The following is a 26,357-nucleotide window of genomic DNA, read 5'->3' as shown; positions in this document are numbered from 1 at the left end:
TTGAATGCAATTAGAAATAAAATCATCCATAGAGTTTATGCCCTAATAAAAAACAATTCTGTCTATGAAAATAAGTTGCATATGTCATAGAAATCGAAGTGACGGTATATAAGAATTTGTCCTTTAAATAACCGCTCCGTCAGTTCGAGTGTTTTTCGCAGCAAAGCGGAGAAAAATATATCGAGAACCGGTGAACTTCCAAACAAACATTTCTTATACATTAAGGTCTATTAATCACCAACTTCTCGATACGCTTTCTTCAAAAGCAACCCAAAGTGACGTACCATTAGCGTCCTCCAGAAGTCTCAACCACCTCTGTTTTAAACCACCGGAGCCCTCCGGAGCTTTCCCACAACTTGCAGGACACTTCCGGAGCACTCCGGAAGTCTCAACCACATCTGTTTTAAATCACCGGCGTCCTCCGGAGCTTTCCCGCAACCTGCATGAGACTTCCTGCAATTGCAGGAGATTACAAACAACCTTGTTTTAAACAAACTGCATTCGCCGGAACTTTCCCGCAAGCTGCATGAGACTTCCTGCAATTGCGGGAGGTTACAAACAACCCTGTTTTAAACAAACTGCGCTTCTACCAAATGGGATCAGTCCTTTATACGCCGCTCAAGAATGATCTGCGCGGCATCCAGCATTTTCTGCAGGTGCAGGAACGATGAGATACTGTTTCCTTCCGGGGAGTCTCCGTAAGGGCCCAGGGAAAAATAAGCAATCCCGGTGATGAAAAAATCAAAATCCTTCAGGCTGTGCTTGTTAAAAGCCCTTTGGAATACCAGGAAAGGGTCTGCATATTCTTCATCCGACAATGCTCCCTGCATGACCTGAGACATGCCTGCCGCAGCTTGTGTAAGTGTATGTTTATCCGGCATCAGGCTGAGTCTGAAACCTGCACGGATAAAAGAACGCAGTGACAGATAGAAATAAAAGACCACGGAAGGATCTTTTTCTGAAAGTACTTTTTTCTTCACCGGATATTCCATCATGGAAAACAGCAGCCCTTTGGCTTCGCTTAAAGAATGTTTACCGAAAAATGCATCGAACAGCTGCAGCGGGCATCCACCGGTATATCCTGCCCAGAAGGCAGCTTCAAAATCTGTTTTTCTTTTTTTCATAAGGATATGTTTTTTATGCGAAGTACGGCAGCTGCGAAAAGGTATCCAATTCCTGTCTGGATATTATAGTCAGGGAATCAGGATTTTTACCGGAATAATTTTTACGTTTACCCTTCGGATTTTAAATGAACCACCGTATATTTACGCTGATAAAAAATAAAAACACATGGAACAGAAAATACATCAGGGGCGCAACGTCAAACGATTCAGGGAAATGCTGGGCATTAAGCAGGATGCTTTAGCCTTTGATCTTGGCGAAGACTGGAACCAGAAGAAAATATCTTTGTTGGAACAGAAAGAAGTAGTGGACGAACCGCTTCTGAAAAAAATATCGGAAGTTTTAAAAATCCCTGTAGAAGCTTTTCAGAATTTCGATGAGGAGCAGGCGGTGAATGTAATTGCGAACACCTATTCATTTCAGGATTTTAAGGATAATGCAGTTGCTTCCGGATTCAGTTATCAGCCTTCCTTTAATCCGGTAGATAAAATGGTAGAATTGTATGAACGTATGATACAACAGCAAAAAGAAATGATTGATAAGCTTGAGAAGTTAATACAAGATAAATAAACAATTACATTTATTCACCAATATGAAAATATACCGGTAATAATGGAACAGAAAATACATCAGGGACACAATGTTAAACGATTCAGGGAAATATTAGGCATCGAGCAGGAAGCTTTAGCTTCTGATCTGAGCGAAGACTGGGAACAGAAAATTTCACTGTTGGAGCAGAAAGAAACTATTGAAAACCCATTGTTGCAAAAAATCTCCGAAGCCATGAAAATTCCGGTAGAAGCTTTTCAGAATTTTGATGACAAGCAGGCTATTAATGTAATTTCAAATACATTTAATGAAGGAGCCTACATCGGTAATTCAGGAGGTACTTACAATATAAATCCCCTTGTAGAAATCATCAAAATTCACGAAGAAAAAATTTCTCTTTATGAGCGTATGCTTAAAGAGAAAGACGAAATGATGGCCAGGCTGGATGCCCTTATCAAAAACGGGTAAACCCGGAGATTATTCAATATGAAAACAAGCGCAGGCATTTTATTGTTCAAAAAAGAGCAGGGAAAAATCTTTTATTTCCTGGTGCATCCGGGCGGTCCGTTCTGGAAGAATAAAGACCTGGGCGCATGGTCTGTCCCGAAAGGCGAAGCCTCAGAAGGGGAAAACTTACTGGAGCGGGCGCTTATTGAGTTTGAAGAAGAGACGGGGAAAAAGATACATGGAGATTTCATTGCCCTGAAACCCATAAAACAGAAATCCGGTAAAACAGTGCATGCCTGGGCACTGGAAGGTGACCTGGAACTGTCCGGGTTGTACAGCAATACTGTTTTGATAGACTGGCCGCCGCGATCCGGAAAAAAACTGGAAATTCCCGAAGTAGACCGATGGGAATGGTTTGATACCGAAGAAGCCTGCAAAAAAATAAATCCTGCGCAGGCAGAATTTATTGCAGAACTTGAGCGTGTGCTGAATGATGTTTAGATTCCGGCTTCAGACAGCTTAAAAGATATTATTCGCTGTCCTTTTCTTTCTTAAAGCTTACCACTTCGTATTTTCCGTCTGAGCAGTACTCCTTACAGCTTTCATCGGTAAATGATTCCGGAGACTTCAGGAAATCTTCAATATACTTCGCACTCTCATCCGTATTGGCCGGGGTAATAACAACGTGAAACAGTTTTAAAACAGATTCATCTGCGTTATTAAAAGATTCTTTTTTGTGCGCTAAGGCTTCCTGATAATTCATACCTGTATTTTTATGGGGTTGGTGAAGCTATGAATAAACTGTGCCAATTGTCTCATTATTAAACAATACTTAAGCCTTGTGGTATTTCCGGGGCCGGATTATCACGGCAATGGCTTGATTTTAGATAACTGTTAAGAGTTAATTGCAAAAATATACGGAGATGGAAAAATTTAAACACATCATAGTAAAAATCCTCAAATGGACGGGGATTTCTGTAGCCTCCATTCTTTTTCTCATGTTTATCCTGCCCATTCTTTTCCCGGGAACCATCTCTTCACAGGTGAAGATATTTGCCAACAAGCACCTGGCCGGCAAGCTGGATTACCGCAAAACGCACCTTACTTTTTTCAGGCATTTCCCATCCCTTACCGTTACCGTAGATGATCTTCTGCTGAAAGGCTCTAAACCTTTCCAGAATGATACGCTGCTGGCCGCACGGGAAGTTTCCGTAGGGATCAACCTGAAAAACCTGATCTTCGACAGGCAGGTGAAAATAGACGAAATATATGTTACCGATGCGTACGCCAATGTATTCGTCAATACAAAAGGGGAGGCCAACTACAACGTCTATGTCTCAAAGCCATCAGAAAAACCAAAAGATACTGCGGCTGCAGGGCCATCCATAAAGCTGGACCTGATTAAGCTGAAAAACTGGAACATCAAATACAACGACCACGCAGCAAGGGTTCTGGTAGATGCCAAAGGACTTAACTATACCGGAGAAGGAGGGTTGAGCGAAGATATTTTTGATCTTGAAACCGATCTTGATATTGATAAGCTTGATTTCAGCCTGAACAGGATTTATTATGCCCAGCAAAAAACGCTTCATGCAGACCTGATTACCCGCATCAATACCAACGCCTTAACTTTTGTTCTGAGGAAAAACGAACTCAGGATCAATGATCTGCCGTTGAAATTTACCGGTTTCGTAAGTATCCTGAAAGACGGGTATAATCTCGATATTAAAGCCGCTTCAGAAAAAACAACCATCCGCGATATGATCTCCGTATTGCCGCCCCAATACCTGAACTGGGCAAAAGATACCAAGATAGAAGGAAAAAGTGATCTGTTTTTCAGCTTAAAAGGGAGGTTCAGTGAACCTGAAAACCTGAAGCCGAGATTAAACGCAAGGCTGTTTGTGCAGGACGGCTATGTATCCAACGGAAAAGCGCCGGTACCGATGAACCACCTGAATATGGACCTGAATGTTGATCTCCCTTCCCTGAACACAGACCAGCTGGGCATTGACCTTAAAAACCTGAGTTTTGACCTGGGCCCGAACAACAGCTTTAAAGCAGTGGTACAGACCAAAGGTCTGAATGAAATGATGGTGAATGCCGATATTAAAGGGGCCGTCAACCTGCAGACTCTGGATCAGGCGTTGGGGCTTAAAGATATTGATGTACGGGGGCTGATGGATACCAATATCCGCTCAAAAGGTATTTTCAGTCTGGATAAAAAACTGTTCCCGAAAACCAACGGCTACCTTAACCTGAAAAACGGCTGGCTGAAAACGAAATACTACCCGAATGCCATCCGGAATATCAACATGGTGGCCAATATTGTTAATACAGACGGTACTTTCAAAAGCCTGGGAGTAAAGCTGAATCCGTTTAAATTTGATTTTGAAGGCAATCCGGTTTTTATCAATGCTGACCTTCAGAACTTTGAAGATGTACTGTATAAAGTCCGCGCAAAAGGAGTACTGAATATCGGAAGGATCTATAAGGTTTTTGCAAAGAAAGGGTTTGATGTAAGCGGCCTCATCATGGCCGACCTTTCACTGAACGGAAGGCAGAGCTACGCCACAAACGGGCAGTACAGCAAGCTTGACAATAGAGGGAACCTGATCTTAAAAAATATAAAGGCAACTACAGAATATCTGCCTAAGTCATTTTTCATCAAAGAAGGAAATTTCCAGTTTGAAAATGAGAAGATGTGGTTCAGGAAGTTTTTTGCCACCTATGGGAAATCTGATTTCGCGTTGAACGGTTACCTTTTAAACACCATCAATTATTTTATCGAAAGGCGCGGGACGCTACATGGGAAATTCGGGCTGAACTCCAATTACATTCTGATTGATGAATTTATGGCCCTGAAAAACGGCGATAATTCCAAGAAATCCATAGACGTAGAATACGCCAAAGTAGAGAACCCGAAAAGCAGCGGAGTGGTGATTGTCCCGAAAAATCTTGATGTTGCCTTAGACGTAAATGCCCGAAAGGTTGAGTTTAAAGGTTTGGGATTAAACCACATCAAAGGAACCGCAGCGGTGGAAAAAGGACAGGTTTACCTTAAAAATACCTCTTTCGATATTATCGGGAGCCGGATGAATATTGATGCCAGGTACCAGGATGAATCTCCGTTAACGGCCAACTATGACGTGGCACTTAAAGTACTGGATTTTAATGTGCAGCGGGCTTATAAGGAAATCGATATGGTGCGTGAAATGGCAACGGCTGCAAAAAATGTGAAAGGGATTGTTTCCATAGACTATAAGCTGAAAGGCGATTTTGATAAAAACATGAAGCCTATCTATCCGTCTCTTGAAGGAGGCGGCGTTGTGAACCTCAGGGATGTGGAGGTGAAGAACCTCAAGATGCTTTCTGCGGTAGGGGATAACCTCGGGGCAAAAGCATTCAATGATCCGGATATGAAGGGCGTGAATATTGAAACCCATATCAAAAACAACCTGATTCATGTAGATAAGTTTACCTTTAAGGTTTCAATCCTGAGGCCTACGGTAAGCGGTACTTCCAGTTTCAACGGTCTTCTGGACCTCAGGATCAGGATAGGGATTCTGCCGGGCGGGATCATCGGTTTCCCGGTGGTGGTTACCGGTACGCATGAAAAGCCGAAGATTAAAATCTTCAGTAAAAAAGGGCAGGGAATCCTTGATGCCATCTATAACAAGAAGACCAATAAAATAGTCCGCCAGGAAAGAAGGGCTGAAAAGAAAACAAAGAGACAGCAGCGGAAAGAAAAAGAAGTTCAGGAAGACAGAGCCAAAAATTCCGAAAAACAAATCAGTAAAGATCTTAAGCAAAAATAAAGGTAAAGGAAGATGAATCAGTTGAGCTTATTTAACCCCGATGAATATTACCGTTTCCCGGAAGAGTTGCTGGAATATACCGCAGACTTTTTAGATGACAAAAAAGCCGGTAAGCTCCTGCAGAAACTCCTGGATGCTACACCCTGGAAGCAGAACATCCAGAAGATCTATGATAAAACGGTTCAGACCCCGCGCTTAACGGCATGGTATGGCGATGCAAATAAATCCTATCATCTGGGCGGTAATGAGTTTATGGTCAACCAGTGGTCACCCGAACTGCTGAATCTTAAAAAGAAAATTGAAAAGGCAACCGGCTACCACTTCAATACCGTATTGCTTAATTTATACCGCGACGGAAATGATTCCGTAGCATGGCACCGGGACAAAGAAAGCGAGCTGGGCGACCGCCCGGTTATAGCTTCTGTGAGCTTGGGACAGGTGAGGAATTTTGATTTCAGGAAACTGGACGACCGCAAAAATAAATACAGCCTGCCGCTCCGGCACGGTTCATTATTAATTATGAAAGGTGATCTTCAGGTGCACTGGGAGCACCGTATTGCCAAGTCTGATAAGGCAATGGAGCCGAGGATTAACCTTACATTCAGGATGATCCGTGAAATTTCAGAGATCCATGAATAATACAATAATGAATTATTTTTATTAAGAACATAAATAATTAAGCATTTTAACATAAGTTGGCAAAGAAATTGTGTATATCTAAAAGAAAGTATTAAAAAACAGCAGCTATGAATATTTCTTATTACGATTTTAAAAATATGCCGGATCAGGATCAGTGCAGTCTGGTAATGAATCAGGGGCGTGTGATGAATGAAAGAACGATCAATACCATAAAATATGTGCTGTATGAAGTTTCTCATTTTACCGTGGAAATGATTTATAATACACGGAATAATAAAGTGGAAGGGATTAACGTATTTCAGAACAAAGGTGCGTATGCAGTATAATTACTATTTATGAATTACCTAAGGATCAACCCACGATACATATAAACAGCTTTAACAGGCTGTTTTTTTATTGGAGTAAAGTGTCTTTCAAACAGATTCAAAATAAATTCTCAGTGATTATTTATATTTGCCAGATTTAGTTGCCGCGCTTTTTAAACTTAAGCAGACTTTGATATTATTCCAAAAAAAAATCCTCAGATAGGATCTGAGGATAAAAACTAATAACCATGAAAACTCAAATTAAACATGAGTAATTATCTATATTAAAATATTGTGCCAATCCGGAAAGTCAAACGTGTGTTTAAGAAAAAATTAAGAAATTTTAGTAAAAATTAATAGTTTTTATTTCTGGCACAATTTATTCTGTATGTCTGATACATAAAAATAAACATCATGGCAGAGAAAAGTTTTAGAAAGGAAGATTTTATAAAAGGTGACGCGGAAGATTATAAATTACGGTACCGGAAAGATGACATCGGGATCGGTTCAGACCTTACGGTAGAACGGATTAACGATTCCGGCGAACATGAAGTGGTGCTGGCCAACATACACCGTCATGACGATTATGTGGAAATCTTCTGGAGCGAACCTTTTAACGGAAGGCTGCTTTATGACAGCAAAGTAACTTTCGGAGAATAATACAACCAACCAATCAGATCCCCTTTACCATAAGGGGATTTTTTTTTGAAGGTGTTTTTTATGATGCCTGTTTATATGATACCTGAATCGTTATTTACAATTAAACAAAAGATTAAATACAAAGGACCCCTATGGCATAATAATAGGTTGACTGTAATCATAAACCAATAAAATATTCGCAAAATGAAATCAGACCATAGCATTGAAAGAACCCTTGAAGGAAAAACAGTGGTCATTACCGGGGGCAGCAGTGGAGTAGGAAGGGCAGTGGCCGAGGCTTTTGCCCTGGAAGGCTGTAATGTGGTGGTGGCAGCCAGAGGTAAAGAAGCGCTGGATGAAACTGTTGCCTTGTGCAGGGATCTGGGGGTTGCAGCATTGGGTGTTCCTACCGATGTGTCTGTTGCAGCCGATGTTCAGAACCTGGCCAATAAAGCCATGCAGTTTAACGGGAGGATAGATGTGTGGGTAAACAATGCGGGGGTAATGGCAAGCGGCAAGTTTGAAGAAATCCCGATGGATCTGAATGAGCAGATAATTAAAACCAATCTTTTCGGGTATATGCACGGGGCATACAGTGCACTGCCGATTTTCAAAAGCCAGAAAGAAGGAATCCTGATCAATAATATTTCCATCGGAGGCTTTATGCCGGCTCCGTACAGCGCGGTGTATTCCTCAACAAAATTCGGGATCCGCGGAATGATGGAATGTCTTCATGGGGAAATTTCAGATTTTCCTGATGTCCATATCTGTAACGTCTATCCGCAGATCCAGCGTTCTACGGGAAATATGCATTCGGCTAAATTTTCCGGACTGGATTTTAAAGTCCCTCCATTTGCCGCAGACCCGCGGGATACGGCTGCCAAGTTTGTGGAACTGGCCAAGAACCCGCGGAAAGAAATGTTTCCGGATGCGATGTCAAAAATCCTTACCACTGCTTATAAGCTGTTCCCTAAACCGGTCATTAATACTGCTTCTGCAGGAATGAGGCTGATGATGAAGATTAAAAATGCACCTTCTGATGCCGGAAATGTTTTACAGCCGTCATCCAACCCTCACAGAATCTACGGAGAGACCATTCTTCCGGTAGTTTCTAAAAAAACAAGAATGGCTGCTCTAGCCGGGCTTGGATTAGGGCTGGCCTTTATGTTTCTCAAGTCTAAATCTTCCGGAAATAAATCATGATCATCCTCATTTATCTGATCAAATGCTTTTCTGATAATAAATAATACTGAGTGTTCCGGGCAAATCGAAGATTTGCCCGGAACTTTTTTAATATTAAAGGGATGGAGTAGACTAATAAAAGTAATAGTCCAAAAGGTGATTTTATACATCATTTGAGAAATTCATCTCTTATTTAATGCATAATTCATTTAAAACGGATATTTTTGCACCAGTGAATGATTTGATGGGAATTTAGAGGTAAGACATTATTTAATCAATATAAAAATGATCAAAAAGCCTTTACACAATTTCCATATTCCCGTAATGGGATTGGCTTACACGATAGACAGCCCTATCCGTGTGGCACAGTACGGAATCTCTTCCGTAATTTCTATAATTGATGATGAGATTATAGAGAAAATGAAAAACTTTTACAGTAAAAAGTTCAACCTCGGTGATTTAAGCATCTCCGACAGGGTTGACGACTACCGCGCCAAAAGGATTACCGCCTATCTGGATATGGTAGATACTATTGTGAATGAAAAATTCGAGGCGTTTAAAGAAGAAATCTCCAGGAATGCAGCCGCACTCAGGAATTTCACGGACATGCTTCCCAATACCTCAGAGGTAAAAGCCGGACTGAAAAATATCCTGGACCAGAACCCTACCGTTGCTTCCGTTAAAAATTTTATCGAAAAGCATCTTTCTCCCGGAAACATTGATGTCAATATCATGACGAAGGTGGATAAGGATAACTTCAGGAACAATGAGCCGTTGCCTGTTATTTACAACGATGCCCATGCTTCCTTACGCGGATTTGCCAACAGCAGGCTGTCTTCATCAGTGGTGCTTTCTGCAGGAATGAATCCCCGCTTATATGGCTATCTTGAAGAGTTCGATGATTTTTTCCCCGACAGAAACGGAATCCTTAAGAAAAAAATTATCCTGAAAGTCAGCGATTTCCGTTCTGCAATGGTGCAGGGAAACTTCCTGGCTAAAAAAGGGCTTTGGGTTTCCGAATACAGGATCGAATCCGGACTGAACTGCGGCGGGCATGCTTTTGCTACGGAAGGGCTGCTGCTGGGGACGATTCTGGAAGAATTCAGACAGAAGAAAAATGAGCTGATCCGGTCTGCCTGTGATCTGATGGCCAAAGCTTTGGAACAGAAGCAGAAATATCCTGTTTCCGAACCTCCGGAAATAAAAATAACCGTTCAAGGCGGCGTGGGGACTTCCGAAGAACATGATTTCCTTTTAAAGACCTATGCTATTGAAAGTGTCGGCTGGGGCTCTCCGTTCCTGTTGGTGCCGGAAGCGACTTCTGTTGACGGGGAAACAAGGGAACTGCTTGTACAGTCAAAAGAAGAAGATTTCTACCTCAGCAACCTCTCGCCTTTGGGCGTGCCTTTTAATACCGTAAAAGGAACATCCAATGAAATCATCAGGCATGAAAAAGAGAAAAGAAACCGGTACGGAAGCTCGTGCCCTAAAAAATTCCTGGCTTTAAGCAGGGAATATTCACCGGAAGGCATGTGTACGGCATCAAAAAAATACCAGGACATCAAGTTCAGGGAACTGGACGCTGAGAAAGAAAACATGACTGAAGAGGTCTTTCAGAAAAGAAAGGAAACCATCACTGAAAAAGCCTGTCTCTGTGTGGGGCTGGTCAACGCCGCTTATATGGAACAGAACCTTCCGATCAAAGGAGAAAAACAGGGCGTGGTAATTTGTCCGGGGCCTAACCTGGCTTATTTTGATAAAGAAGTTTCCCTTTCAGAAATGGTGCAGCATATTTACGGAAACAAAAATATCCTTGCAGAAAATGACCGTCCGAATATGTTCATCAACGAACTGAAGATGTACGTAGATCACCTTAAAAAAGAAATACAGGAATTTTCGGGAGCGCTTACCAATGCCCAGATTAAGAAATGGAAAACTTTTAAAGATAACCTTCTGCAGGGAATCGGTTATTATGAAAACCTTTTCCGGGAAACCGGTTTCTTCAGTACAGATTCCAGGATCAGTCAGCAGCTGGAGCAGAACAGGCTGATCATATCGGAAATTGAAATCCCACAGTAGTAAGGAAAATATTACAGGGCCGCCTCACAAACCGTGACAGCGGCCCTTCTATGAAACCGTCAGCTAGAACAGCTTTTTAAAGAGGCTCACCCAATTATTATTGATCCGCGTACCTCTCGAGCTGAAATTGACACTGGCGCCCCGTTTACCGATGGTGGTATTAACTCCTTTCTGGCTGATATTCAGGTGAACACCGGGCATCAGTCGGATTCTTTTTCTATAGCTCCATCCCATAATACAAGTGTTGTTTTTGGTTAATTATTTTATTTTTTAAAATTACCGATGCTGTTCCATAAATTTTTGCGGTTTTCCGTAAAAGGGCATGCATTTTTAACCGCTGAATACAGGGCATAAATTTTTCAGCAGCCTTTAAAATATATTTGCCGGTATCAAAAATAGTTGTATATTTGCACCACTGAAAACGATGGCAACGCCGGAGTTCAGGGAGAGTTGGCAGAGTGGTCGATTGCGGCAGTCTTGAAAACTGTTGACTGTAACAGGTCCGGGGGTTCGAATCCCTCACTCTCCGCCAATTGGGGAACCAAAATAAGCTAAAACGCTGTAAACATTTGTTTGCAGCGTTTTTTGTTTTGCGCTAGTATCAAAAAATATAGAGGCTAAAAAGTAAGTTAATGTTGCTGAAATCTTTATCTACAATACTATGCGAAAATTTTTGATGAAAAATTAAGTGACGAAAGTGGTGAACTTTAACAACACAAATATTAATCCTAATCTAAATTAGTATTAGTTTTCTTGATTGTTATAAAACGTCGCTATGGAATATCTAAGTTTTTTTTGTTATTTTACGGTTTTCCATATCAGTTCTCGCAATTTCTTAACTATTTTTGTTTTCCGACTAATATAAATGGCTCGAAACAAAAATGCACAGATAAGATATAAAGCACTTGATACTTAAAGATATTATAGGTGTAAGCAATGACGAATCAAAAAAAATGTCGATGTAAAAATTCAATTGACGGGTCACAAAAGATTAAAGAAAATTCTTTATTTTCAAGTAAAATTGGATTACGAGCTCGAAGCTTTAATTCTTTATTATTGTAAAAATATGTGTGTGTTAGAACCGAAAAAATTGACTCTAATTATAAAAGAAAGAGTAAATTAAATTTCCGACTTAATACAAGCAGAATATAAATTATAATATTCGCTAACTGAAAATTGATATAATAATTCATAAAGTATCACACTGAAATGAAAAGCGATTAAAAGTAGAACAAATTATGTATAACATTTAAGCTGCTATCAGCATTCTGGTATTGTTAAAAATAAATTTATAATGTTATATTGTTCTTTCTCTATTCAAAAAATACCGTAGCCCAGAATTAAACTATTATAATTAATATAGGGGTTAATATCTTAACTTTTATTTATAATCAAATCATAGCCAACCAATGAAATAAAACTAACTAATCAGAAAACTCAAAAATAAAAAAATGAAAAAACATACAAATTCAAATAATTACTTAGGTTTTAATTTCTCCGTAAATACATAAAAAAGTAGACATTTATCAAAATCTATCTATATAGATAGGTTGCATTGATTTATTTTATATTTGAAAAAATTACTTTGATGAGTGAATTTATTAAAATATTACAGGCAAGAACACTGAGTTTTCACACAGGTCAACCCTTGTGGAAATATAATATCTCAGATTTTGAATTTGAACAATTAAAAGTACGTTTTCAAAATGTTGAAAGAGCTTCTCAACTGGATCCCAGAACTTGTGCATTATATTATGCAGAATGGTGGAAGCGAAAGTATATTGGTGGTTATCCTTCTAAACTAGAGATTTACGAATCAATTGGCGGAAAACAATTATGTTTCGATGACGAAGAATTTTTCAAGTTAGCAAAACAAGGAGGTAATTATCTGAATTTCAAATGGATTAGAATTCAAAATACTCTATACCTTAAAACCTTATTGTTACAAGGTGGTTTACCAGTAAATCATATTAAAAATAATAAAGGGAAATATCGTGACTTTCTTGTCAAAATCATACATCTAAATCCTAATACTATAGAAGATTTTTCGTCTGATTATGAGGTTATAAGCCTCTTACCAAAATCAAGTCAGAATGATATTATCTATTCAAGCTGTCTGGAAATTGTACGAGCTGTTTTGGATAATGATGAATCAATGTTATCCTCTTTTCAACACAACAAGGATTTAGTTGATATTGCTAATGATTTGATTACAGAAAGAGACAAAGTTGTAAGAAAAGGAAACTCCCTAAGGTTTAGGTGGTTCTATGACCGTAACAAGAAAACATTTTTTTTAAATACATCATTGAATTTAAAATTAAATAAAACTGACTTACAATATTTATTGAACGACAATGTCAATGATTCAATAAGTGAGTACAGGTTATTTGTTGACAGTAGTTTGATTGCAAAATTAGTCAAGAGAAATGCTGACACCTTTAAAGTTATTCAAGTAACAAATACAATTAAGTTTGATGGAAAATTAGATCCGGAAATATACTTTATTGACACTCTTGATAAAACTTATACTGCTAATCATTTGTTGTACCACAAGTTAAATTTGGAAATACCTTCGTTGTGGAATAGTAGTGGTGATGCAATTTACCATTTAGACAAATCACGACATACACGTAACAATTCAGCATTTGTTTTATGTGAAAGTTCTTATTTCTGGCAAGGCGATGTAGATGTAGAGGAAAAGTTAATCATAAATGATGACGACTATTATTTTGTTAAATTCAAGCATCAATTACATGTCAAAAAAGACAATGAAAATGGTTTTAAATTTAAAACCAATGCACAAAATATGTTTGAGTGGACGATATTGTCAGATCGGCCAAAATGGATTCTGAAATCGAATTTAGAGATTGTAAGAAATCAACTTCGGTTATTTGTTTGTGATAAAAATGGAGAAAGAATTTCTAACCCCATTATTCAGTGGAAACCTACACACAGATCTGAATGGAATTCTATAAATAGCCCACTTTCCAAAGGAGTTCTAGATATTAAAATTTCGCTTAACGAGATTGAAGAGTTCGACCGGGTTTTTAATATTGCAGATTTGGATCTTAACGTGATATCTAAACATCATCATTTTGTGTTTAGAAACAGTGAACCTTTTACTACAGAAATTTATCCCTCAGCTCTTTATGATTTTGAAATAGAGAATTTTGTTATTAGATTTAATATTATAGAACACAGTTCATTTCCAACATCTGTAAAAACTAGATTTAGTATACAAAGGCAATCTGCCGGTCTCATTGCGGAAATAGCTTCTCCCTTTCAAGGACTTTGTATTGTTGACCAGAATAATCAAAAAGTTGATGATAAAGTTCTTTATCTCGATAATATAAGAGGATGGCGATTGGTATCCAATTTACATGAAAAGGAATTTGAAATTTCTTTCAAAAATCACAAAAACGATCAAATCATCATTAATAAAGCGATTGACAGAAAAATAATTCCTCTTATTGAATTTCATGATACTCTTAAATCATTGTTCCAGCTTTACAATGTAATAGATGAAGAAAATTATATTGAAATAATGATTTCAGAAATTCTTACTAACTCTAAAACAAAAAAAATCAAAAGCTACCAGATAAAACAATTTTCGAAAACAGTAGTTTGGAAAGTGAATGAGCATAATAAAATTCAGTTTATTGATGATGATATTAATTTTGCTGATTCAGTTTTTGCATTGCCTTTAGAATGTGAGCTTGAAGAAATAGATAAAATAGAACTTTCAAAAGAACAAGACTCTTTCTCATTGCAGAAAAGCAATATCGAGAAATTTATTTTGTTTTCAGTTAAAAATTCATTTCCAAAAATAAAACCAGTGTTTATAAGCGTTAATCCTGAAAATAAATTCACAACTGATGATGATAGAAATGCAAGGATGCTAGATTTTGCTTCTCAACTATTAGAACAGGACTTTCCGGGAATTATTTGGAATAAACTCTGGATATATTACATTTTGTGTAAAGAGAATGATCTTCCTTTTGCAACCTTCGATATCATAAAGTCTATTACAACTTCTTCAGAACTAGCAGCAAAAGCCTTTGTATTTTTATCTGAAAAATTTGATAATGGCCAATTTGCCTTCTCCGGGAATGATTTTGCCGAACTTGAAAATGATTTGGGCTTTTCTTTCCATTGGGTGAAGCTAGAACATTGGCACAATCACTTACATATGAGTGAAGCAATTGCTACAATGTTGGGACATCATTTCCCTGAACTTAAAGTTTGTTTACTTCAAAACAGATCAAAGAGGGATTTTGTCTTCCTCGCAGAATTGAATAAAGCAAGAGAAAGATTAGGAAATCGTGTTCTTAGCCAATTACCTAAATACAATTTATTAACAGATCGAAATTCTTATATAAAACCAATCCCGCATCAGCACTGGAATGATGAAGTAAATATTTTGGTGATTGCGCCATTGGCAGTAGCATCTTCTATAAAAAAAGATAATGCCGGACTTTGGCATACAAACGGTGATAGTTATCGCAGAATGATAAAATACGTTGAAAATATCGATAAAAAATGGTATGAAGATTCACTAATCTTCTATCTAAATTAAACACAAAGGAACATTTAAAATTAAAAAAAACTAAAACTTATGAGTAAGCTTATATTTAATAAAATCTACACAGAAATTCAAGACAGACTATTAGATTCGATACTTTCTTTGTGGGCAACAGGAGATGCACAATTTCAGAACTATCTTGAAGAGTTACTGAACAAAGAAAAACTTTTGGCTGAACCCGTCTTTCAAAATACCTTTCCTTGGACTCCAGCATCACAGACATTTGGAGACTTGACCCACCTTTTTGATAGCAATCTTATTAAAAACTTAGATAAAATAAAAGGAGAGTACGAATTTCCCAAAAATAGAAATCCATATGTACATCAAGTGACAAGCTGGGAAAAACTTCTCTCAGACAAAAAATCTATTGCAGTAACAACAGGTACAGGTTCTGGTAAAACTGAGTGTTTTATGTTACCGGTCTTACAAGATTTATATCAAAACTGTGAAAACGAATCTGGAGTAAGAGCAATTTTTCTTTATCCGTTAAACGCTTTGATTGGTAGTCAGAAAAAACGTATTGATACTTGGGTAAAAGCAATCGGTGGGTTGACTTATGCAGTATACAATGGAAATACAGACGAAAATGCTACAGCGGCTCATGCAAAAAATGCTCTTCCTGAGCTTATATCACGAAAACAAATAAGAGATACTCCGCCTCAAATACTTTTTACAAATCCATCGATGCTGGAGTATTTGTTGGTAAGGGATAAGGATGTTTCGCTCCTCACAAATTCTAAAGGGAAATTAAGATGGATTTTGCTTGATGAGGCACATACATTGGTTGGTTCTGCTGCGACAGAAATGGCATTATTAATTAGAAGAGTAGTTGATGCCTTTGAAGTCGATGTAAAAGATTTACGTTTTGCAATTACTTCAGCAACGGTAGGATCAGGGGAAGAAAGTGATAGAAAATTAAAAGATTTCATGGCAAATCTTTGTGGCATTGATAGCAGCCAAATAGAGGTTATTACGGGAAATCGCGAACTCACTCCGCTGCAAGATGATTTTGAAATTGAAAACAAACAAGGAATTGAGCAACTTAGAACCAGAACCTACACATCTGCTGCTATTAAACTTTCTGACATGACTGATGGCTTTGTAGTTAATAATAGTTCTACTGAAGATAAACTGGATTGGCTGGATCATATTGTTGAGAAAAAAGATCATCTTGATAATTCTATTTTACCGCTAAGAATGCATTTGTTTTCCCGCGGAATCGGAGGCGTATATGTCTGTTCAAATCCGGAATGTGACAAGCACAATAATTTTAAAAACATAAGTCACATGGGGAATTTGACAACGTATACAGAGAAAACTTGTTCTCATTGTAACTTTCCGATGTTCGAGTTGGTTGCCTGTAGATCTTGTGGCAATGAACTATTAAAAGCAGAAAAAGAAATAAACAAACAGGGAATTCAAACGCTTCAACTTTCAACATCTCTCAATCAGGATAATTTTGTATTAGACGATATTGATAATGATGAGGATTCTGAAGAAAAGCTTCCTACGCTTTCTTTTTTCTTTACAAGGAAAAATCCTAACAAAAGATTTGTCTTGGGAACTAATGAATTTGGTATTGAGGACACCGGTAAGATAGATAGAAATAGAAATGAATTCATAGAAGCAGATAATAACAATGGTGAATGTGTATGTCCCCATTGTGCAACTTCATTAGAAAACCCTTTGCATTTTAGAATTTCTTCTTCGTATATGAACAGAAATTTATCCGACATTTTTCTTGAAAACACACCAGAAGCGGGTGAAATTAGACAAGAAACTTTATGGAACGGTCATAAATATATTTCATTTACAGATAGTCGTCAGGGAACGGCCAAAATATCTGCACTTATTAATATTGATAATGAAAGCAATTGGATTCGATCGCAGGTCTTTCATAAGCTCTCATTAGAAAACATTAATAATGCTACGCCAGATCCTTACAGGAGTGTTTTGGAAGCTCAAATTCATAATGCAACTAATCCAGTTTTCAAGAGAGAATTTGAAAGACAATTAGCAGAATTACCAATTCCAATCACCAACTCAATAAGACTAAGCTGGAAACAAGTTTATGACTTTGTAAATCCAAAAACAGATTTAAAGACAATATTTAGAAATAACAATCCTCGGGAAGAAGATATTGTAAACATTGAAAAATATTCACGTGCTCTTTTATTCGATAATTTTTCGAGAAGATTACCCAGAGAGCGTTCATTGGAAAATTTGGGGTTGGTAAGTTTGGTCTATCCGGATTTAGATAATGTACAATTGCCATCAATTGCAGAACGCTGCAATATTTCTTTAGCAGAATGGAAAAGTCTTTTAAAAATTGGTTTAGATTATATTATCAGATATAAATTCAATTTTTTTGTTGATCCCGTAATTTATCCTTACTCAACTTCTTTCTTAAGAAGTTCTCTGATTCATAATCCAAATTCAAATGTTGTTGGTGCAATAGAATGGCCAACCTTCGAGAAAAACAATCTACGACCAAACAGACTTGCTTTACTACTGTGTGTTGGTTTAGGCTTTTCTGAAAGGGATGAAATTACCAATGAAGTTGAGGACAATATTAACGAGTTACTAAAAAATATATGGCAAAATATCAAACCCCTTTTAACCCAAGATGGAAATCAATCTTATAAATTAAACTTAGAAGAAAAAACGAGATTTCAACTTGCCAATGGACTTTGGCTTTGCCCTGTAAAAAAACGTCTGATTGACGCTCATTTCAAAGGTGTTTCACCTTGGATTAATGGAACTTTCACAGACGAGAATGTTCGTCATTACCGAATCGAAAACATACAATCAATAATATTTCCTGAACTCAAATTGAAAATGGGAGATAATGATGTAATGCAAACGGTAAAAGAATGGATTGCTGAAAACTCAGTAGATTGGAAACAACAGGGTATTTGGAATAACATTCACGAAAAAGTAATTCTAAATAGACCTATTTATTTATCTGGGGAACATTCTGCTCAACAAAATGAGAAACGTTTAAAGCAGCTTGAGACTAAATTTGAAAATTCAGAAATCAATATTCTTAATTGTTCCACAACTATGGAAATGGGTGTGGATATCGGCGGGATTTCTACGGTTGTAATGAACAATGTTCCTCCAGGCCCTGCAAATTATTTACAAAGAGCAGGCCGTGCGGGCCGCCGTAAAGAATCAAAATCTCTGGCCTTTACTGTATGTGCGCCAAACCCTGTTGGTTTAAATGCATTCAATACACCTACATGGGCTTTGACTCATAAAATTGCGCCACCTTTTATCTCTTTCAATAGTCAGCAGGTTATCGAAAGACATATTAATGCATTCTTTCTAGGAAAGTTTGTTCAGACTGAGCAAGTAGGAGGTATGAGAGTAACTGATAAGATTAGCGACTTTTTCTTTGCTGAAATAAATCCTATTGCTTCAAGATTCATAAGTTGGTTACTCAATGACGAAATTTCTTCATTAGATGGCAGGTTGAAGAGCATTACTAAAAACACAAGTTTTTCAGACAGGAATTTTAATTTTATAATTAATAAAGTATTTTCAAATTTCAATAGAATACTACACTTTACACAAGCTAAAAAACAAGGATTTGAGAGAAAAATGGCAGAGTTTGAGAATGAATTTGGCCAAAATTCCCCTGCTTATAAAGCTGTAAATATTCAGTATATACAGTTTATAGAAAAAAACGCACTTTCTTTTTTAGCACAGGAAGGATTTCTTCCAACAGCAGGGCTTCCAACCGGAATAGTAGAGTTTGAAACCACAAATATTGATAACCTAAACAGAAAGCAAAAAAAGGAAAATCCTTCTTATTTTATCACCAGAGCACTGACAGAATTTGCTCCCGGTAACAATGTTGTCATTGACGGGATGAATTACAAATCTTCCGGAATTATTTTAGATAATAATCGCGGTTCTCAGGCCAGCAAAGAAATTATCCAGTTGTGTAATAGTTGTGGTTACCAAAGAATTGTGGAAATAGCAGATAATCAAACTATCGATTCTAGCTGTCCACATTGTAATAATCAAAGTTTTAGAGGTTTGATTTTCGATGATGAAGGCAATCGGGGAAGTTTCACCGAAATGATTCAACCTGCCGGGTTTGCAGTAGATGTCTATCAAATGCCTAATAGGAAGATATCTGAAACTTCAAGAACACAGTATGTTGATCCATTATTGATTAATGTAAAACCGTGGGAGCAAAATACCACGAATATCATTGATATTAGAGAAAGCGAGGATAATGGGGAAATATTATATTACAACGTTGGTAACGGAAATGGTTTTCATGTCTGTTTAAATTGTGGTAAAACGGGATTTTCTATTGAAGAATTGGAAGATCACAGACGTTTGAGAGGTGGGAAAGACGACCAGAATGGTGCAATTTGTCAGGGAAATTTTACACCATCATCTATTCGCCCCAACGTTATTTTGGGTGGACGTTTTAAAACCAATTTTTGTGAGATTAGAATTAAGGAAAACGATAGATATTCTACTGATGAAACGCTTCTATACTCCCTAGCTTCTGTTTTTGCAAAAGAATTGGCATCATATCTTGCTGTAGAAGCCGCAGAAATCGACTTTGGCATAAAAAAATATGATCATTACAACACAATTTTCATTTTTGATACAACAAAAGGAGGTGCAGGATATTCTACCAAGTTCTTTTTGTACGCCGACGAAATATTAAAAGCAGCTAAAGATAAATTAGAATGTAATTGCACAGGAGCTTGTACAAAATGTTTAATTGACCGAAAAACCCAATGGCACATTAATCTTTTAGATCGCAATAAAGCTCTGGATTGGTTGCAGAATATTGCGAAATTGAGCATTCCAGAGGAGATAGAATATAGTTATCCAAATCCAAAAAGAATATTAGATGGTATAAGAGCAGATATTGTCAAAGTTTCTTATACCAATCAAATTGACGAAATCTGGTTAAAAGTTGATCATGAAATTTCTAATTGGGATTTAGAGAATATAATCTTCTTAGAAAATCTCAAAAATAAGTCGGAGATTAATTTAGTTTTTGAAACTAAACCGATAGTTTCGAATCCTCAAAATGTAATGACATTAATTCAAGTTTCTTCATGGGCAAAAGTATGTGTTCAGAAAGATAATAACAATGAAGATATAAAAGCAGTTGCTTTAATCAAATTGTCGGATGTAGATTACCACTCTTACCTTGTTAGCGGCCAAGTTAACCTAAGTTTAAATCAATATTGGGGAGATACTGATAACGGTGAATTATATAGAATCAACCAATTACTGAAAATTGATTGTGATCCACTTAACGTTATGGATTATCTTAATTCAAATCAAATCTTTGAAGTATATTTAAACCCCACTGAAAATATTTCGTCAAAAAATCTGGCTTCCATTTTAATTACGGGATTAGCAAATAAATTTGATCTACAATCTATAATGAATGGGCAAAAATTTAATGTTTCTTACTATGATCGATATTTAAAAACACCTTTTGGGTGCTTTTTAATGTTACAGTTTATCGATCAATTAAAAACAGAGCTTAATTTTGAATTGCAAGACTTTATTTTTTATGGGCAGGATTTTAATAATGATAGAAACGCTTCAAGAGTATTTCATGATTTTCGAAATCAAAAGTCCCGAAAATCTTTTATTGAATTTTATAAATATGATCTTGATTTAGAAAATATGGAAATTCTAAGTGATGAAATTCCACATTATCGTTATTTTGAATTTTCAAATGATCAATATAGAATTATTATACGACCAGATGCAGGAATAGAGCATGGTTGGCGTTTGGTTGAAGATAATATTCGGATAGAAGATTTAAACAGTTTAGATCAATCTCTAGATATTTTGAAAATGAAGAATCATCCGATTTTATACACTATTAGCTTTAACACTATAAATACTTGAGATAATATTAAACTTGTGTAAACTTATTTAATTAACAAATTTCCGAGAAATAAGACAATTAGTGATAGAGGTGCGAATTATGGCAAATACATATAATTTTCTGTGATATATTTATATAATAAACTTTTGATTATCAGAGTAAACCAAATAAACGTATACATAACAAAAGAAATAAGAGTTAATCTATTTTTACACAATTATATTTTAAATAATTACAATATGAAAATTGCATACGGTAGGATTACCTCAAGTTATACCAGATATCATCTGTCCATAGGGACCAAACAAATGAATCACAAGTGACAAATAATCTTATGATGACGTCAGCTTAAAATTTGACGTCATCATAAGATTAAAAATATAAATATGCTTATCCAAAAAAGTTTTTTAACATATTTCACTATGTAATATTTGCTTTTTATACAAGTAGTGGCAAATATAGTTACACCGCATGCGACCTTAGATATTCAAGAAATCCCATTGAAAAGCAATGTAAATTTAGGTACAGTATACTTCACATAAATCAGCAATAAGTTCCAAATAAAAGATTTAAAATTCAATATGAACGAGTCTTGTTTCGCCCGTCTGCATTAATTTCATAAATGAAGCTTTCACATCACAGCCAAAATGTTTTTCTAATCACCGAGAGTGCAGGACACTCCATTGTGGTGTTTGGATTAATTTAGCTTTAAACCAAGCAAAATTAAAATCGTATGAGCCGGAAGTTGTCTTTATCCTTATTTCTTCTGATTACCTGTTGCAGTTCGGTATACGCACAGCAGCTGGCTTTTCCAGGAGCAGAAGGTTTCGGCCGTTTTGCAGCGGGCGGACGAAGCGGAAGCGTTTATCATGTAACCAACCTGAATGACACAGGTAAAGGCTCATTCAGGGATGCCGTGAGCCGGACGGGCAGGACGATTGTTTTTGATGTTTCCGGTGTCATCAGAATCAAAGAAAAAATTGCGGCTGCTTCCGGAATTACCATTGCAGGCCAGACGGCGCCCGGAACAGGGATTACGGTGTATGGCAACAGTGTGTCGTTTGGCGGTAATACCATTGTAAGATATATCAGGTTCAGGGGAAGCATTAATATGCCTAAAGGTGCCTGTACGGTAGTAGCGGATAATCTGAAGGACATTATTTTTGACCATGTTTCCATTGAATGGGGGAGATGGGATAACCTGCATGTAAAAAACAGCGCAAACATTACCTTTCAGTATTGCCTGATCGGTGAAGGGATAGATCCCCAGCGTTTCGGGGCATTACTGGAACACCCTGTTGATATCACGGTGCACCACAGTTTATGGACAGGAAACCAGAGCCGTAATCCCAAAGCAAAAGCAAAGATTGAATATATTAATAATGTCGTCTACAACTGGGGGAAAAGCGCTTTCGTAGGCGGCCATTCGGCAACAGACCATTATCAGGACCTGGCAGGTAATTATTTTATTGCCGGACCAAATTCTACCGATGAGTTTCTAAGCATGTTTACCGCTACAGACCATGTATACCATAAAGATAATTATGCAGACCTGAATAAAGACGGCAGGGTAAACGGCCGTGTTGTTACTGATGCAGATTTTATCCGGGAAAAAGCCACCCTGTTACAGGAGCCATCGTCAATGCAGAGGAGCAACGTTACCATAAATACCGCCGCAGATGCCGTGAAGATCGTTATGGCAGAAGCCGGTTCTTCTCTGAAAAGGGATGCTGTAGATAAGCGGATCATCGGATACTTTAAGAGTCTTGGTAAGAAAGGCCGGATTTTTAAAACTGAAGCAGACGCGGGCGGACAGCCGGAAATAAGGCCAAAGAGATCAAAGCTGAAAGATAGAGATGGCGACGGCATGCCTGACCGATGGGAAAATAAACATAAGCTGAATGCTGATGATGCTTCAGATGCAGCGGTTATTAACCGGACGGGTTATACAAATCTGGAAGAATACATCAACAGCCTTGTGAAGTAGACAGGTTCTGATATTGTTACTTTGCTGCAGAATATCATTAGTGAGCAGGATTTATCAGCTCATGTCCATACCTCAAGGTAGAGAGGCGGAATAATCCAACTTCTTTAACCTTTATTACGTATAAATAAATAAGAAATACAAATCTCTATTTTTACCGGACCAATGACAAACGCTTACGCTGCCGCATCAGCTATAATCAATCCGGCAGTGTAAACCAAAAAGTCGTTCCTTCACCTTCCATGCTCTCTACACCGATCTGTCCGCCATGACGCTGGATGATGTCTGAACAGATATAAAGCCCTAAGCCCAGGCCTGAAACCTGTATGCCGCTCTGGTCTACGCGGTAATAGCGGTCAAACAGATGCGGGAGCTTATCAGCCGGAATGCCGGGACCGGTATCCCGGAGTGAAATTTTTACCGAATCACCGGGATGTTCAATGGTCAGGAATATTTGTCTGCTGTTAGGAGCGTATTTTATGGCATTGGTGATGAAATTGGTAACCACCTGTTCGATCCGGTTTTCATCTGCTACAATTTCAAGATTTTTTTCGCCTTCCACAATCAGCTCATGCGTACCGCGCTGTGCCACATGGGTGCAGCATTCATCTACCAGATGGGCCAGGCTGAATTTCTTTTTGTTCACCATTACTTTGCCTTCGTTTATTCTTGTCACATTCAGCAGGTCTTCCACCAGCTCGGAAATCTTTTCCATGCTTCGGTTGCATTGTTCAACGAGCCTCGGTAGCAACGCGGTCGGATTGGTTTTCATCCGTTCCAGGAGCTGCAGGGAAGCCTTCAGGCTGGTAAGCGGTGTTTTAAGCTCATGGCTGGCAATCGAAATGAAATCGTCCTTCTGCTGCTGAAGCTGCTTGAAAGCCGTGATATCCATCACGGTACCCAGCATCTTTTTGAGGTTGCCATGGCTGTCGTAATGCACATCCCCCTGTAAACGGATCCACTTTACGGAGTTGTCTGCAAGCAAAATACGGGTTTCATAAAACAGCCTGCCGGTTTTTTGGGCAATCATATGGGCCTCGTCGCTGAGGTGGGCATCCAACGGATGGTAAGTTGCCAGTACCTGCTGCCTGGAAACAGGGCTGGTTACGCCAAAGATTTCATCGAAACGTTTTGAACCTTTCAGAGTCTGGTCTCCGTAACTGAGCTCGTAGGTTCCGATTTCTGCCGCTTCAATGGCCAGCCGGTTGCGTTCTTCCACATCTTCAATCTGCCTTCTTGCCGTTACTTTATCAGTTACATCGTTGCCGGCCACCATAATTGATGTTACTTTACCTTTTAAATCCGTCACCGGTTCGTAAACAAAATCAATACACACTGTTTCGGCAATGCCGTTCCTGTTTAAGATCAGTTCATGCTCTTTTCCATGAAAGGCAATGCCGGTGTCAATAACCTGCTGCATCAGCGGGGCATAGACCTCAGCTACCTCAGCTACGCCATCCCAGATGGTATGGTGTTCCAACTGCCGGCGGGTTTTGCCCACCAGTTCCAGGTAGGCGTTATTCACTTCAACCACGATCAGATCTTCTGCCCGGATCACGCATATGGCAAACGGTGCCTGGTTGATCAGGTTCCGGAACCGTGCTTCACTGAGCAGCAGCTCATCATTGGATTCCGCGAGTTCCTCGTTGGTTGTCGCAAGTTCTTCATTAAGGGCCGCAAACTCTTCATTGGAGGCTGCCAGTTCTTCATTCATATCCTGGAGCAGCTGCTCATCCAGTTTCCGTTGGGTGATATCAATACAGGAACTGATGTACCCGGCAAAGTTTCCGTCAGAAAGAAACCGGGGCGTTCCTTTTTTCAGCAGCCAGTGGTAGGATCCGTCAGCTCCGAGTACCCGGACTTCATCGCTGTAGGAAACTCTTTTATTAAATGCCTGCTGATGGATGTCAAGGAATTTCTGCCTGTCCAGGTCATGGATCAGGTCATGCCATCCGATGCTGATCAGCTGGTCTGCGGTTCTTCCGGTAAACTCTATCCAGGCTTTGTTAAAATAAATCAGCTTTCCTGTCTCTTCACGGACGGCTACCAGGATGTCGGTGTTGTCAGCCATCGACCTGAAACGCTCCTCGCTTTCAATAAATGCTTTTACACGGTCGTTCACCATGGATTCAAGCTCGATATTCATCCGGAAAAGTTCTTCTCTGCTTGTCTGGAGTTCTTCATTGATGGCATTGAGCTCTTCATTTGAAGCGGCCAGCTGCTCGTTCAGTGACTGCTCACGGATCAGTAATTCTTTGTTTTGCACCGCTTCCTCCAGGGTACGTCTGTTCAGGTAACGTTCAGTTACATCGGTAGCCGTATGCAGGACAGCGATTACCCGGCCGCTTTTGTCCTTGACGGCACGGTACTCAAAATCAAAGTAATATGTGCCTATGGCTCCATCGACCAACAGTTCTGCGGGAGTATCATTTCCAGAAATTGTTATGCCTTCACGCCATACCCTGGCAAACATTCCCAAAAACGGCTGATCTGAAAGCTCGGGCATTGCTTCCACCAGCCCTTTTCCGATCACCTCAGTACCCCGGCCCCAGATGGTTAACATCGCCTGGTTTGCAAATTCAATCCGGGCATCTTCACCCACATGGACAGCAGTAGCGGTACTGCTGAAAGAAAGTACTTCGGTTAACTGTTCAGAATTCAGGGGCGTTACGGGTTCAGTCATAGTATAGCGGTTAAATATCGAAGCACAAAAATACAAAAATGGACTGAATTTTTCGCAGGTGTGGCACATAACCGCGGAGCCGGAGCTTTAGGTAGATTTTTTTTGATCGGAAGGCCGGGATTATGTCTTGATATAGATGTTTTCGGTTATTGTGATAAATTTCAATATCCGGTATTTCTGAATCTCAGAAAAATAAAAGTTCATGGCAAAGGCAGGAATAAAAAATGCCTTCAAAAACAGTATTCGTTATTTATAAATTTCAGATAAACCATAGTTATTTAAAATGATCAATACCGGTTATTCTTTACCGTTAAAACAGGGCAGGGTACGGTGTTAAATTACTGAGGTCATTTAAACTTTTCTATAAAAAAAGGCTTGCTTATTTTTGTGTTGCGAGACATAAAAATATAAAGCAAGCCTATGATGTACCAAGTACTTGACAAAGAT

Annotated in this window: 16 protein-coding genes and 1 tRNA gene; 13 read left to right on the top strand and 4 right to left on the bottom strand. The window is 38.4% G+C overall.

The window, feature by feature from the left end; translation table 11 throughout:
• Positions 1-599: 599 nt before the first annotated feature.
• Positions 600-1,124 carry a hypothetical protein gene (locus ASE55_RS14640; RefSeq protein WP_056221162.1) on the bottom strand — a complete coding sequence of 175 codons (525 nt, stop codon included), beginning with the start codon at positions 1,122-1,124 and terminating at the stop codon, positions 600-602.
• Positions 1,125-1,290: 166 nt separating this feature from the next.
• On the opposite strand from ASE55_RS14640, the gene ASE55_RS14635 reads away from it, so the two are divergent.
• Genes ASE55_RS14635 through ASE55_RS14625 form a run of 3 tightly spaced genes read left to right on the top strand, consistent with a single transcriptional unit; the run spans position 1,291 to position 2,619 of the window.
• Entirely contained in the window at positions 1,291-1,692 is a 402-nt protein-coding gene (locus ASE55_RS14635; protein ID WP_056221159.1) for a helix-turn-helix domain-containing protein, read from the top strand.
• Positions 1,693-1,734: 42 nt separating this feature from the next.
• Complete coding sequence (locus ASE55_RS14630) at positions 1,735-2,139, top strand: helix-turn-helix domain-containing protein (protein ID WP_056221156.1); 405 nt, start codon at positions 1,735-1,737, stop codon at positions 2,137-2,139.
• A gap of 18 nt (positions 2,140-2,157) precedes the next feature.
• Positions 2,158-2,619 (top strand): NUDIX hydrolase, encoded by a 462-nt coding sequence (locus ASE55_RS14625; protein WP_056221153.1) that lies wholly within the window; start codon positions 2,158-2,160, stop codon positions 2,617-2,619.
• Between the two features lie 28 nt (positions 2,620-2,647).
• Here the strand turns inward: ASE55_RS14625 and ASE55_RS14620 are convergent, their stop codons facing one another.
• Positions 2,648-2,881 (bottom strand): hypothetical protein, encoded by a 234-nt coding sequence (locus tag ASE55_RS14620; RefSeq protein ID WP_056221151.1) that lies wholly within the window; start codon positions 2,879-2,881, stop codon positions 2,648-2,650.
• Between the two features lie 160 nt (positions 2,882-3,041).
• Between ASE55_RS14620 and ASE55_RS14615 the strand changes: the two genes are divergently transcribed.
• The 6 genes from ASE55_RS14615 (at position 3,042) to ASE55_RS14590 (ending at position 10,777) form a co-directional block, all read left to right on the top strand.
• Positions 3,042-5,933 carry an AsmA-like C-terminal region-containing protein gene (locus ASE55_RS14615; protein ID WP_056221149.1) on the top strand — a complete coding sequence of 964 codons (2,892 nt, stop codon included), beginning with the start codon at positions 3,042-3,044 and terminating at the stop codon, positions 5,931-5,933.
• A 12-nt stretch (positions 5,934-5,945) separates the two neighbouring features.
• On the top strand, positions 5,946-6,572 hold the full coding sequence (locus tag ASE55_RS14610) for an alpha-ketoglutarate-dependent dioxygenase AlkB family protein (RefSeq protein ID WP_056221147.1): 627 nt from the start codon (positions 5,946-5,948) through the stop codon (positions 6,570-6,572).
• Between the two features lie 107 nt (positions 6,573-6,679).
• Positions 6,680-6,898, top strand: coding sequence for a hypothetical protein (locus ASE55_RS14605; RefSeq protein WP_056221145.1), 219 nt, complete (start codon positions 6,680-6,682; stop codon positions 6,896-6,898).
• A gap of 393 nt (positions 6,899-7,291) precedes the next feature.
• Positions 7,292-7,537 (top strand): hypothetical protein, encoded by a 246-nt coding sequence (locus ASE55_RS14600; protein ID WP_056221142.1) that lies wholly within the window; start codon positions 7,292-7,294, stop codon positions 7,535-7,537.
• Between the two features lie 183 nt (positions 7,538-7,720).
• Positions 7,721-8,719 (top strand): SDR family oxidoreductase, encoded by a 999-nt coding sequence (locus tag ASE55_RS14595; protein WP_056221140.1) that lies wholly within the window; start codon positions 7,721-7,723, stop codon positions 8,717-8,719.
• Between the two features lie 264 nt (positions 8,720-8,983).
• Positions 8,984-10,777: a hypothetical protein gene (locus tag ASE55_RS14590; protein ID WP_056221138.1), complete on the top strand. Its 1,794-nt coding sequence runs from the start codon at positions 8,984-8,986 to the stop codon at positions 10,775-10,777.
• 63 nt (positions 10,778-10,840) lie between these two features.
• Here ASE55_RS14590 and ASE55_RS19945 read toward each other — a convergent pair whose 3' ends face one another.
• Positions 10,841-11,011 carry a DUF4236 domain-containing protein gene (locus ASE55_RS19945; RefSeq protein WP_082474580.1) on the bottom strand — a complete coding sequence of 57 codons (171 nt, stop codon included), beginning with the start codon at positions 11,009-11,011 and terminating at the stop codon, positions 10,841-10,843.
• Between the two features lie 210 nt (positions 11,012-11,221).
• On the opposite strand from ASE55_RS19945, the gene ASE55_RS14585 reads away from it, so the two are divergent.
• The 4 genes from ASE55_RS14585 (at position 11,222) to ASE55_RS14570 (ending at position 23,230) form a co-directional block, all read left to right on the top strand.
• Positions 11,222-11,309: transfer RNA gene (locus tag ASE55_RS14585), tRNA-Ser, on the top strand.
• Between the two features lie 1,056 nt (positions 11,310-12,365).
• Positions 12,366-15,353, top strand: a complete 2,988-nt coding sequence (locus ASE55_RS14580; protein WP_056221135.1) for a hypothetical protein — start codon at positions 12,366-12,368, stop codon at positions 15,351-15,353.
• Positions 15,354-15,392: 39 nt separating this feature from the next.
• Positions 15,393-21,263: a DEAD/DEAH box helicase gene (locus ASE55_RS14575; RefSeq protein WP_056221132.1), complete on the top strand. Its 5,871-nt coding sequence runs from the start codon at positions 15,393-15,395 to the stop codon at positions 21,261-21,263.
• A 713-nt stretch (positions 21,264-21,976) separates the two neighbouring features.
• A complete protein-coding gene (locus tag ASE55_RS14570) occupies positions 21,977-23,230 on the top strand; it encodes a polysaccharide lyase family 1 protein (RefSeq protein ID WP_056221129.1) in 1,254 nt (417 codons plus the stop codon).
• Between the two features lie 196 nt (positions 23,231-23,426).
• Here ASE55_RS14570 and ASE55_RS14565 read toward each other — a convergent pair whose 3' ends face one another.
• The gene (locus ASE55_RS14565) at positions 23,427-25,910 is read right to left on the bottom strand and encodes a PAS domain S-box protein (RefSeq protein WP_056221127.1); all 2,484 of its coding nucleotides are present in this window, start codon (positions 25,908-25,910) and stop codon (positions 23,427-23,429) included.
• Between the last annotated feature and the right edge of the window lie 447 nt (positions 25,911-26,357).

Origin of the sequence: Chryseobacterium sp. Leaf201, from assembly GCF_001421435.1 — a bacterium.
Lineage (GTDB): Bacteria > Bacteroidota > Bacteroidia > Flavobacteriales > Weeksellaceae > Chryseobacterium.
This window is presented reverse-complemented; position numbering and strand designations above follow the sequence as displayed.